The organism is Georgenia ruanii (assembly GCF_009193175.1).
GTDB lineage: Bacteria > Actinomycetota > Actinomycetes > Actinomycetales > Actinomycetaceae > Georgenia > Georgenia ruanii.
Genome location: NZ_VUKE01000001.1, coordinates 601,141 through 613,399, shown reverse-complemented (window position 1 = coordinate 613,399; position 12,259 = coordinate 601,141). Strand labels below are relative to the sequence as shown.

General features: G+C 69.5%; 8 protein-coding genes and 1 tRNA gene. All 9 read left to right on the top strand.

Annotated features, from left to right (window positions below; all coding sequences use genetic code 11):
• Positions 1-16: 16 nt before the first annotated feature.
• A tRNA-Trp gene (locus GD880_RS02880) sits at positions 17-92 on the top strand.
• A gap of 117 nt (positions 93-209) precedes the next feature.
• On the top strand, positions 210-476 hold the full coding sequence (gene secE / locus GD880_RS02875; protein WP_152203515.1) for a preprotein translocase subunit SecE: 267 nt from the start codon (positions 210-212) through the stop codon (positions 474-476).
• A 78-nt stretch (positions 477-554) separates the two neighbouring features.
• A complete protein-coding gene (gene nusG / locus GD880_RS02870) occupies positions 555-1,406 on the top strand; it encodes a transcription termination/antitermination protein NusG (RefSeq protein WP_226909319.1) in 852 nt (283 codons plus the stop codon).
• 67 nt (positions 1,407-1,473) lie between these two features.
• The gene (rplK, locus tag GD880_RS02865; protein WP_152203514.1) at positions 1,474-1,905 is read left to right on the top strand and encodes a 50S ribosomal protein L11; all 432 of its coding nucleotides are present in this window, start codon (positions 1,474-1,476) and stop codon (positions 1,903-1,905) included.
• An 82-nt stretch (positions 1,906-1,987) separates the two neighbouring features.
• On the top strand, positions 1,988-2,704 hold the full coding sequence (rplA, locus tag GD880_RS02860; protein WP_152230076.1) for a 50S ribosomal protein L1: 717 nt from the start codon (positions 1,988-1,990) through the stop codon (positions 2,702-2,704).
• 472 nt (positions 2,705-3,176) lie between these two features.
• Positions 3,177-3,698, top strand: coding sequence for a 50S ribosomal protein L10 (rplJ, locus tag GD880_RS02855; protein WP_152230075.1), 522 nt, complete (start codon positions 3,177-3,179; stop codon positions 3,696-3,698).
• A 72-nt stretch (positions 3,699-3,770) separates the two neighbouring features.
• Complete coding sequence (gene rplL / locus GD880_RS02850; RefSeq protein ID WP_152203511.1) at positions 3,771-4,163, top strand: 50S ribosomal protein L7/L12; 393 nt, start codon at positions 3,771-3,773, stop codon at positions 4,161-4,163.
• 289 nt (positions 4,164-4,452) lie between these two features.
• On the top strand, positions 4,453-7,962 hold the full coding sequence (rpoB, locus tag GD880_RS02845) for a DNA-directed RNA polymerase subunit beta (protein ID WP_152230074.1): 3,510 nt from the start codon (positions 4,453-4,455) through the stop codon (positions 7,960-7,962).
• 130 nt (positions 7,963-8,092) lie between these two features.
• A complete protein-coding gene (locus tag GD880_RS02840; RefSeq protein WP_152230073.1) occupies positions 8,093-11,980 on the top strand; it encodes a DNA-directed RNA polymerase subunit beta' in 3,888 nt (1,295 codons plus the stop codon).
• Positions 11,981-12,259: the final 279 nt, after the last annotated feature.

Genomic DNA, 12,259 nt, shown 5'->3' with positions numbered 1-12,259 from the left:
GACGCCGATCGCTGATAGGGCAGTGGCGCAATTGGTAGCGCACCGGTCTCCAAAACCGGCGGTTGTGGGTTCGAGTCCCTCCTGCCCTGCCAGGACTGGCTCCTGACCAGCAGGGGCCGAGGCGTCCTGAAGGCTCCGCCACCCGGCGAGCCTGACCCGCCCCACGGGGCGGCGAGAGGACCTGGCCGGAAACCGTGAGGGATGGACCTGTGAGCGAGTCTGCAAGCGCGACCTCGGGGCGGCCCGAGCGCGCCCGCAGCACGTCCGAACGAGACGTCAAGAAGCGCGGGTTCTTCGGCCGGATCGTCCTGTTCTTCCGTCAGGTCATCGCCGAGCTCAAGAAGGTCGTGCGCCCCACGCGCAGCGAGCTGATGACCTACTTCGTCGTCGTGCTCGTCTTCGTGGCGGCGATCGGCGTCTACGTGGGCCTGCTCGACCTGGGCTTCGGCCAGCTCGTGCTGTGGGTCTTCGGCTGAGCCACATGACGTCGTCCGCCCGCCCCCAGCTGGCTGACCCGCCAGCGAAGTCCCAACTGAGCAGAAAGCAGGTCGCCTGTGTCTGAGAACCTCGAGCCTACGAACCTCGACGAGGCGTCGGCCGAGTCCGCACAGCCGGAGGTCGGTGCCCTGGGCGCCGACGTCGACGCGCCCGCTGCCGCCGAGGACGAGCTGACCACCGAGGCCGACGACGACGTCGAGCCGGCCGCCGACGAGGCCACGGAGGAGGCCGAGGCTCCCGCCGAGGGCGAGGAGGCCGAGGCCGCCGAGGGTGAGACCGCCGAGGCCGAGGCCGAGGAGCTCGACCCCGCCGAGGCGTTCCGCCGCGAGCTGCGCACGCTGCCCGGCCAGTGGTACGTCGTGCACACCTACGCCGGGTACGAGAAGCGCGTGAAGGCCAACCTGGAGAACCGCATCCAGAGCCTGAACATGGAGGACTACATCTACCAGGTGGAGGTCCCCATGGAAGAGGTCGTGGAGATCAAGAACTCCCAGCGCAAGCTGGTCAACCGCGTCCGCGTGCCGGGCTACACCCTCGTGCGCATGGACATGACCGACGAGTCCTGGGGCGCCGTGCGCCACACGCCCGGCGTCACGGGCTTCGTGGGCAACACCCACCAGCCGGTGCCGCTGACCGAGGACGAGGTCTTCTCGATGCTGGCCGCCAACATTCAGGCGAAGACCGCCGCCGCGCCCGCGAAGGCGGCGGCCGGTGGTCAGGCCGCCGCGCCGATCCAGGTGGACTTCGAGGTGGGCGAGTCGGTCACCGTCACCGACGGGCCGTTCGAGACGCTGCCCGCCACCATCTCCGAGATCAGCCCCGAGAGCCAGAAGCTCAAGGTGCTCGTCACGATCTTCGGCCGGGAGACGCCGGTCGAGCTGTCGTTCTCGCAGGTCGCCAAGATCTGACGCGCGGCAGCACCGCGCCGGACGTCCGGTCCGGCCACACCCGAGGAAGAACCGTAAGGACCCGAACATGCCCCCCAAGAAGAAGGTTGCAGGCCTGATCAAGCTCCAGATCCAGGCCGGCGCCGCGACCCCCGCGCCGCCGATCGGCCCCGCGCTGGGTCAGCACGGCGTGAACATCATGGAGTTCTGCAAGGCCTACAACGCGGCCACCGAGTCGCAGCGCGGCAACGTGATCCCGGTGGAGATCACGGTCTACGAGGACCGCTCCTTCACGTTCATCACCAAGACCCCGCCGGCCGCGGAGATGATCAAGAAGGCCGCCGGTGTGGCGAAGGGCTCTGCCACCCCGCACACGGTGAAGGTCGCCAAGATCACCCGTGAGCAGGTGCAGGAGATCGCCCGCACCAAGCAGGAAGACCTCAACGCCAACGACCTTGAGGCCGCCGAGAAGATCATCGCCGGCACCGCCCGTTCCATGGGCATCACCGTCGAGGGCTGACCGAACATCCGAATCCGCGCCCCCGGGCGCGCAGTGGCAGGGTCCGCGCCGACCCGTACCACGACTGCTCAAGGAGAAGCAGATGGCAACGCGCAGCAAGAAGTACCGCCAGGCCGTGGAGAAGATCCACGACGGCGAGGTGTACGCCCCCCTCCAGGCCGTGCGCCTGGCGAAGGAGACGTCCACCACCAAGTTCGACGCCACCGTCGAGGTCGTCTTCCGCCTCGGCGTCGACCCCCGCAAGGCAGACCAGATGGTTCGCGGCACCGTCAACCTGCCGCACGGCACCGGCAAGACCGCTCGGGTCCTGGTCTTCGCCGTCGGTGAGCGGGCCAACCAGGCCATCGAGGCCGGGGCGGACGAGGTCGGCGGCGACGAGCTGATCGAGAAGGTCGCGGCCGGGTACACCGACTTCGACGCCGCCGTGGCGACCCCCGACCTCATGGGCAAGGTCGGCCGCCTCGGCCGCGTGCTCGGCCCGCGTGGTCTCATGCCGAACCCGAAGACCGGCACCGTGACGATGGACGTGGCCAAGGCCGTGTCCGACATCAAGGGCGGCCGCATCGAGTTCCGCGTGGACAAGCACTCGAACCTGCACTTCATCATCGGCAAGGCGTCCTTCACGGACGAGCAGCTGGTGGACAACTACGCCGCGGCGCAGGAGGAGGTCCTGCGTCTGAAGCCGGCCAGCTCCAAGGGCCGCTACATCACGAAGGCCACCATCAGCACCACCATGGGCCCCGGCATCCCGCTGGACGCCACGAAGACGCGCAACCTCAAGACCGAGGACGCCGCCTGACACAGGCCCGCACGCACGCACGACGGCCCGGCACCCGCGAGGGTGCCGGGCCGTTCGCGCTGGGGCGCGCGCGGCGAAGCCGCCTTGTCCACGGACGAGCCGGTACCGCCGTCGCCGGGCCGCGCCCGTTCCGCCGCGAGGTAGCGAAAGTGTGCCTCTAGGTAGTGCCTGTGCGGGGAGACAGCGCGACCGACCCCGCTGGGTCGACTCGCACCCGCGTGGCCAACGTCACCGCCCCGGGGGACCCCGGCGCGCCCCGGACGTTTGCCCCCAGCCGCCCGCGCCCGGTACTGTTCTTTCTGCCAAAGACCGCCGGTCGCCCGTGACAACGGGGCCAAGTCCGCAGCAGCGGAGCCAGCGCAGGTGTGTACAGCTTCCCGCCCCAGAGGCGGGCCGAGCCCCGTGCCGTCTGCGCACGGGGCTTTTCTGATGTCTGGACCCTCGACCGCGCGGCACTATCGGAAGGAGGGCCATGGCGAGGCCTGACAAGGCGGCAGCGGTTGCCGAGCTCACGGAGCAGTTCCGTGCGTCGAGCGCCGTCATGCTGACCGAGTACCGCGGGCTCAGCGTCGCCCAGCTCAAGCAGCTGCGCCGCTCGCTCGCCGGTAACGCAAGCTACGCCGTGGTGAAGAACACGCTGACGGCCATCGCGGCGAAGGAGGCCGGCGTCGACGTGCTCGACGGCGACCTCACGGGCCCGACGGCGATCGCCTTCGTGACCGGTGAGCCGGTCGAGGCGGCCAAGTCGCTGCGTGACTTCGCCAAGGCGAACCCTCAGCTCGTGATCAAGGGTGGGGTCCTGGAGGGTCGCAAGCTCTCCGCCGAGGACGTCTCCAAGCTCGCCGAGCTCGAGTCCCGCGACGTGCTGCTGGGCAAGGCAGCCGGCGCGTTCAAGGCGGCCCTGTTCCAGGCTGCCTACCTCTTCACCGCGCCGGCCACCAAGGCCGCCCGCACCATCGAGGCCCTGCGCGAGAAGCAGGCCGCCGAGGCCTGAGCCTTCAGGCACCGGCACGCACCACCCCCACCTCTGCTCGCGTAGCAGGACAACCAGGAAGGAACGCCAACCATGGCGAAGCTCAGCACCGAAGAGCTCATCGAGGCTTTCAAGGAGCTCACCCTCATCGAGCTCTCCGAGTTCGTGAAGCAGTTCGAGGAGACCTTCGAGGTCACCGCCGCCGCCCCCGTCGCCGTCGCCGCCGCGCCGGCCGCCGGTGGTGCCGCCGGTGGCGAGGAGGCCGCCGAGGAGAAGTCCGAGTTCGACGTCATCCTCGAGTCGGTCGGCGACAAGAAGATCCAGGTCATCAAGGAGGTGCGCGCCCTGACCTCCCTCGGCCTGAAGGAGGCCAAGGACCTCGTCGACGGCGCCCCGAAGCCCGTCCTCGAGGGCGTTGCCAAGGACGCCGCGGACAAGGCCAAGGAGCAGCTCGAGGGCGCCGGCGCCACCGTCACCCTCAAGTGACCCCGACCGGCCCCCGCGGCGGCGCGCGCAGCGTCGCCTGAGGGACGCCGGCTCAAGGACGAGGCCCGCACCGGAGACGGTGCGGGCCTCGTCCCGCGTGGGCGACGACCCCGGGGACCACCCACCAGCCGCCTCACCTACCACAGGTCGCCGCGCCGGACGACTCTGGACACGCACTACCACAGCGGCTATGCTGTCGCTTTGCGCTGACTCATGCCTGGACGCCAGGCACCCCACCCGCCCCGGTGGTCGGCGCTGGTTGCAACCCATTCGCAGGGAAGGACCCCCTTTGGCTGCCTCGCGCACCTCTTCCGCACCTACTGCTGACGCTATCGCGACCCGCACGGCGTCGCGTCGCATCTCGTTCGCCAAGATTCATGAGCCGCTCCAGGCTCCCAACCTGCTCGGTCTGCAGACTGAGAGCTTTGACTGGCTGCTCGGCAACGACGCCTGGCGTGCCCGCGTCCAGGCCGCCGCCGAGAGCGGCGACACCAATGTGCCGACCACCTCGGGCCTGGAGGAGATCTTCGCCGAGATCTCCCCGATCGAGGACTTCGGGCAGTCCATGTCCCTGAGCTTCCGGGACCACCGCTTCGAGCCGCCGAAGTACACGGCGGAGGAGTGCAAGGAGAAGGACTTCACCTACGCGGCGCCGCTGTTCGTCACCGCGGAGTTCGTCAACTACACCACGGGCGAGATCAAGTCGCAGACGGTGTTCATGGGCGACTTCCCGCTCATGACCGAGCGCGGCACCTTCATCATCAACGGCACCGAGCGCGTCGTCGTCTCCCAGCTGGTGCGCTCGCCGGGCGTGTACTTCGAGCGCGTGCCGGACAAGACCTCCGACAAGGACGTCTTCACCACCAAGGTCATCCCGAGCCGCGGCGCCTGGCTCGAGTTCGAGATCGACAAGCGCGACGCCGTCGGCGTGCGCATCGACCGCAAGCGCAAGCAGTCGGTCACCGTCTTCCTGCGCGCGCTGGGCATGACCGAGTCGGAGATCCGCGAGGAGTTCGCGGACTACCCGGTCCTCATCGAGACCCTCGAGAAGGACAACGTCCACACCCAGGACGAGGCCCTGCTCGACATCTACCGCAAGATCCGCCCCGGCGAGCCGCCCACGGTCGAGGCCGGCCGGACCCTGCTGGAGAACTACTACTTCAACGCCAAGCGGTACGACCTCGCCAAGGTCGGACGTTACAAGATCAACAAGAAGCTCGGGCTGACCGCCGACCTCGGCGAGTCGGTCCTGCGCATCGAGGACGTCACCGCGGCGATCAAGTACCTCCTCGCCCTGCACAAGGGCGTCGAGGAGCTCGACGGCACCCGCAACGGCGAGCCGGTCAAGGTCCGCGTCGAGACCGACGACATCGACCACTTCGGCAACCGCCGCATCCGCGCCGTCGGCGAGCTCATCCAGAACCAGGTCCGCACCGGCCTGTCCCGGATGGAGCGCGTCGTGCGCGAGCGCATGACCACGCAGGACGTCGAGGCGATCACCCCGCAGACCCTGATCAACATCCGCCCGGTCGTGGCGTCGATCAAGGAGTTCTTCGGCACCTCGCAGCTGTCGCAGTTCATGGACCAGAACAACCCGCTGGCCGGCCTGACGCACAAGCGGCGCCTGTCCGCGCTGGGCCCGGGTGGTCTGTCCCGCGACCGCGCCGGCATGGAGGTCCGCGACGTCCACCCGTCGCACTACGGCCGCATGTGCCCGATCGAGACCCCTGAGGGCCCGAACATCGGCCTCATCGGCTCGCTGGCCACCTACGCGCGCATCAACCCCTTCGGGTTCGTCGAGACCCCGTACCGCAAGGTCACGGGCGGCCACGTCACCGATGAGGTCGTCTACCTCACCGCCGACGACGAGGACCGCCACGTCATCGCCCAGGCCTCGGCCCCGATCGACGACAACGGCAAGTTCGTCGAGGACCGCGCCCTGTGCCGCATGAGCGGCGGGGAGCCGGCCCTGGTGCCGGTCGACGAGATCGACTACATGGACGTCTCGGCGCGCCAGATGGTCTCCGTCGCCACCGCGATGATCCCGTTCCTCGAGCACGACGACGCCAACCGCGCCCTCATGGGCGCGAACATGCAGCGCCAGGCCGTGCCGCTGCTGCGCAGCGAGGCCCCGCTGGTCGGCACCGGCATGGAGCGGCGCGCCGCGGTCGACGCCGGCGACGTCATCGTCGCGACCAAGCCCGGCGTCGTCACCGAGGTCTCGGCCGACGCCATCCACGTCGCCGCCGACGACGGCTCGAACCAGCTCTACCGGGTCGCGAAGTTCCGCCGGTCCAACCAGGGCAACTCCTACAACCAGCGCGTGCTGGTCGAGGAGGGCGCCCGGGTCGAGGTCGGCTCGGTGCTCGCCGACGGCCCCGCCACCGACGAGGGGGAGCTCGCCCTGGGCAAGAACCTCCTCGTGGCGTTCATGTCGTGGGAGGGCTACAACTACGAGGACGCGATCATCCTGTCCCAGCGCCTCGTCGCCGACGACGTGCTCACCTCGATCCACATCGAGGAGCACGAGGTCGACGCCCGCGAGACGAAGCTGGGCGCCGAGGAGATCACCCGGGACATCCCGAACGTCTCCGAGGACGTGCTGGCCAACCTCGACGAGCGCGGCATCATCCGCATCGGCGCCGAGGTCAGCTCCGGCGACATCCTCGTCGGCAAGGTCACCCCGAAGGGCGAGACCGAGCTGACCTCCGAGGAGCGGCTGCTGCGCGCCATCTTCGGCGAGAAGGCCCGTGAGGTGCGCGACACCTCCCTGAAGGTCCCGCACGGCGAGTCCGGCATCGTCATCGGCATCCGCGAGTTCTCCGCGGACAACGACGACGAGCTGCCCCCGGGCGTGAACCAGATGGTCCGCGTCTACATCGCCCAGCGCCGCAAGATCACCGAGGGCGACAAGCTCGCCGGCCGCCACGGCAACAAGGGCGTCATCTCCAACATCCTCCCCGTCGAGGACATGCCCTTCCTGCCCGACGGCACCCCGGTCGACGTCATCCTCAACCCGCTCGGCGTGCCGGGCCGCATGAACGTCGGCCAGGTCCTCGAGCTGCACCTGGGCTGGATCGCCGCGCAGGGCTGGGACGTCACCGAGGCCCGCAAGGCCGCCGAGGAGTGGACCCGGCACATGTCGGACGCGGCCCTCACGGCCGAGCCGCGCACCCCGGTGGCCACGCCGGTGTTCGACGGCGTCCAGCACGAGGAGCTCACCGGGCTGCTCGCGCACACCCGGCCGAACCGCGACGGCGAGCGCATGGTGGGCACCAACGGCAAGGCGCAGCTCTTCGACGGCCGTTCCGGCGAGCCGTTCCCGGAGCCGATCTCGGTCGGCTACATGTACATCCTGAAGCTGCACCACCTGGTGGACGACAAGATCCACGCGCGCTCCACGGGCCCGTACTCGATGATCACCCAGCAGCCACTGGGTGGTAAGGCCCAGTTCGGTGGCCAGCGCTTCGGCGAGATGGAGGTGTGGGCCCTCGAGGCCTACGGCGCCGCCTACGCCCTGCAGGAGCTGCTCACCATCAAGTCCGACGACGTCACCGGCCGCGTGAAGGTCTACGAGGCCATCGTCAAGGGGGAGAACATCCCCGAGCCGGGCATTCCCGAGTCCTTCAAGGTGCTGATCAAGGAGATGCGGTCGCTCTGCCTGAACGTCGAGGCGCTCGACGCCGAGGGCAACGCCATCGAGCTGCGGGACGCCGACGACGAGGTGTACCGCGCGGCCGAGGAGCTCGGCATCGACCTGTCCCGCCGCCCGGACGCGAGCAGCGTCGAGGAACTCTGAGCCTGGCGGGCCGGCCGCGGTGCGCCGGGGGAGCGTTCGGAACACGCTGCCCCGGCGCCCGCCGGCCCCCATGGCCCGGCCAGCTCCACTAATGCTGTACACGGTGTTCTACCGGAGGAAGTAGGAACCCTTGCTCGACGTCAATGTCTTCGACCAGCTGCACATCAGCCTGGCCACGGGTGCCGACGTGCGCGAATGGTCGCACGGCGAGGTCAAGAAGCCCGAGACGATCAACTACCGGACGCTCAAGCCGGAGAAGGACGGCCTGTTCGGCGAGCAGATCTTCGGTCCCACCCGGGACTGGGAGTGCGCGTGCGGGAAGTACAAGCGCGTGCGCTACAAGGGCATCATCTGCGAGCGCTGCGGCGTGGAGGTCACCCGCTCGAAGGTCCGCCGCGAGCGGATGGGCCACATCGAGCTCGCCGCGCCCGTCACCCACATCTGGTACTTCAAGGGCGTGCCCTCGCGCCTGGGGTACCTGCTCAACCTGGCCCCGAAGGACCTCGAGAAGGTCATCTACTTCGCGGCCTACATGATCACCGAGGTCGACGACGACGGTCGCCACGAGGACCTCACCATGCTCCAGAACGAGATGGATCTGGAGAAGAAGCAGGTCGAGACCAAGCGCGACGCCGACATCGAGGCCCGCGCCCAGCGCCTCGAGGCCGACCTCGCCGAGCTCGAGGCGTCCGGCGCCAAGGCCGACGCCCGCGAGAAGGTGCGCAAGTCCGCCGAGCGCGAGATGGCCCAGCTCCGCAAGCGTTCCGAGCAGGACCTCGACCGCCTCGAGCGGGTGTGGGACCGGTTCAAGAACCTCAAGGTCGGCGACCTCGAGGGCGACGAGGTGCTCTACCGCGAGCTCCAGGCCCGCTACGGCATCTACTTCAAGGGCGCCATGGGCGCCGAGGCGATCAAGAAGCGCCTGGAGACCTTCGACCTGCAGGCCGAGGCCGAGTCGCTGCGCGAGACCATCGCCACCGGCACCGGCCAGCGCAAGACCCGCGCGCTCAAGCGCCTCAAGGTCGTCAACGCCTTCCTCACCACCGGCAACTCCCCGCTGGGCATGGTGCTGGACTGCGTCCCGGTCATCCCGCCGGACCTGCGCCCGATGGTCCAGCTCGACGGCGGCCGCTTCGCCACCTCGGACCTCAACGACCTCTACCGCCGGGTCATCAACCGCAACAACCGCCTCAAGCGGCTGCTCGACCTGGGCGCGCCGGAGATCATCGTCAACAACGAGAAGCGCATGCTCCAGGAGTCCGTGGACGCGCTGTTCGACAACGGCCGCCGCGGGCGTCCGGTGACGGGCCCGGGCAACCGCGCCCTGAAGTCGATCTCCGACATGCTCAAGGGCAAGCAGGGCCGGTTCCGCCAGAACCTGCTCGGCAAGCGCGTGGACTACTCCGGCCGCTCGGTCATCGTCGTCGGTCCCACGCTCAAGCTGCACCAGTGCGGCCTGCCCAAGCAGATGGCGCTGGAGCTGTTCAAGCCGTTCGTGATGAAGCGGCTCGTGGACCTCAACCACGCCCAGAACATCAAGGCCGCCAAGCGCATGGTCGAGCGCTCGCGCCCGCAGGTGTGGGACGTCCTCTCCGAGGTCATCCGCGAGCACCCGGTGCTGCTCAACCGCGCGCCGACGCTGCACCGCCTGGGCATCCAGGCCTTCGAGCCGCTGCTGGTCGAGGGCAAGGCCATCAAGCTCCACCCGCTCGTCTGCGGCGCGTTCAACGCCGACTTCGACGGCGACCAGATGGCCGTGCACCTGCCGCTGAGCGCCGAGGCGCAGGCCGAGGCCCGCATCCTCATGCTCTCGAGCAACAACATCCTCAAGCCGTCCGACGGCCGGCCCGTGACCATGCCCTCGCAGGACATGATCATCGGCCTGTTCCACCTGACGTCGGACCGCGAGGACGCCAAGGGTGCCGGGCGCTCCTTCTCCTCGGCGGCCGAGGCGATCATGGCCTTCGACGCCGGCGAGCTGGACCTCAACGCCGTCATCAAGGTGCGCATGCCCGAGCTGGTCCCGCCGACCGGCTGGACCGCCCCGGAGGGCTGGGAGGAGGGCGACCCGGTCACCCTCGAGACCACCTTGGGCCGGACGCTGTTCAACGAGCTCCTCCCGGTGGACTACCCGTACATCAACGGCGTGGTCGACAAGAAGGTGCTCGGCTCGATCGTCAACGACCTGGCCGAGCGGTACCCCAAGGTCGAGGTCGGGGCGAGCCTGGACGCGCTCAAGGAGGCCGGCTTCCGGTGGGCCTCGCGCTCGGGCGTGACCATCGCGATCTCCGACGTCGTGGCCCCGGAGGCCAAGGCCGGCATCCTCGAGAAGTACGAGGGGGAGGCCGAGAAGATCCAGGACCAGTACGACATGGGCCTGATCACCGACGACGAGCGTCGTCAGGAGCTCATCGACATCTGGACGCAGGCCACCAACGAGGTCGACGAGGCGATGCGGGAGAACTTCCCGCAGCGCAACACCGTCTTCCGGATGGTCTCCTCCGGTGCGCGTGGTAACTGGATGCAGGTGCGTCAGATCGCCGGTATGCGCGGTCTCGTGGCGGACCCGAAGGGCGAGATCATCCCGCGCCCGATCAAGTCCAACTACCGCGAGGGCCTGTCGGTGCTGGAGTACTTCATCGCCACGCACGGCGCCCGCAAGGGCCTGGCCGACACCGCGCTGCGGACCGCCGACTCCGGGTACCTCACCCGTCGTCTGGTCGACGTCTCCCAGGACGTGATCGTCCGCGAGGACGACTGCGGCACCCGCATGGGCCTGACCATGCCCATCGCCGATCGCCTCGGCGACGGCAGCCTGGTGCGCGCCGACACGGTGGAGACGAGCGTCTACGCCCGCACGCTGGCCACCGACGTCAAGGACGCCGAGGGCAACGTGCTGGCCGAGGCCGGGGACGACGCCGGCGACGTGCTCATCGCGCGCCTGGTCGAGGCCGGGGTCACCGAGGTCAAGGTCCGCTCCGTGCTCACCTGCGAGTCGCGCGTGGGCACCTGCGCCAAGTGCTACGGCCGCTCCCTGGCCACCGGCAAGCTGGTGGACATCGGCGAGGCCGTCGGCATCATCGCCGCGCAGTCCATCGGCGAGCCCGGCACGCAGCTGACGATGCGGACCTTCCACACCGGTGGTGCCGCCTCCGCGGAGGACATCACCCAGGGTCTGCCGCGCGTCCAGGAGCTGTTCGAGGCCCGCACCCCCAAGGGCGAGGCCCCGATCGCCGAGGCCGCCGGCCGGGTCAAGATCGACGACACCGAGCGCACCCGCAAGATCGTCATCACCCGCGACGACGGGCAGGAGGACGCCGTCTACCCGGTGACCAAGCGCGCCCGCCTGCTGGTGGAGGACGGCGAGCACGTGGCGGTGGGCAAGCAGCTCATCGCCGGTGCGGTGGACCCGAAGAAGGTCCTGCGCATCCTCGGCCCGCGCGCCGCGCAGAAGCACCTGGTGGAGCAGGTCCAGGAGGTCTACCGCTCGCAGGGCGTGGACATCCACGACAAGCACATCGAGGTCATCGTCCGGCAGATGCTGCGCCGGGTGACGGTGCTCGACTCCGGCGAGACCCGCCTGCTGCCCGGTGAGCTCATGGAGCGCACCCGGTTCGAGGACGAGAACCGCCGCGTCGTGTCCGAGGGCGGGGCGCCGGCGGCCGGCCGGCCCGAGCTCATGGGCATCACCAAGGCCTCGCTGGCCACCGACTCGTGGCTCTCCGCCGCCTCCTTCCAGGAGACGACGAAGGTGCTCACCGAGGCGGCCATGAGCGGCCGGCGCGACCCGCTGCTGGGCCTGAAGGAGAACGTCATCCTCGGTAAGCTCATCCCGGCCGGGACGGGCCTGCCGCGCTACCACGAGGTCGTCGTGGAGCCGACCGAGGAGGCCAAGGCGGCCGCGTTCAGCCGCCTGGGCTACAGCGACATCGACTTCGCGCCCGCCGCGAGCAACGACTCCATCCTGCTCGAGGAGCTGGACTTCGGTCCGGACACCTACGGGCTGGAGTTCCGCTGACACACTGACGTGCGGTGGGGCGGGTCCGTCCCGTCCCACCGCATGCGTGCGTCCGCATCACCGCGGCCCCGGCAGAACGCGGGCCGGAGCCGCGGGGCGGGACGCCCCAACCTGGTGGTGGACGCCACGCCCGGCGGCCCTTCCTACACTTTGACGCCGTAATCCGCCGCAGAGTACTCTGGTCGGCGGTGCCCGCGACATCGGGCTCTCGTGCGTGCGCCTCTCCCGCGGCCGGAAGTACCGGCGGCCGTGGCTGGAGCGGGGTCCGCAGGCGTCCTC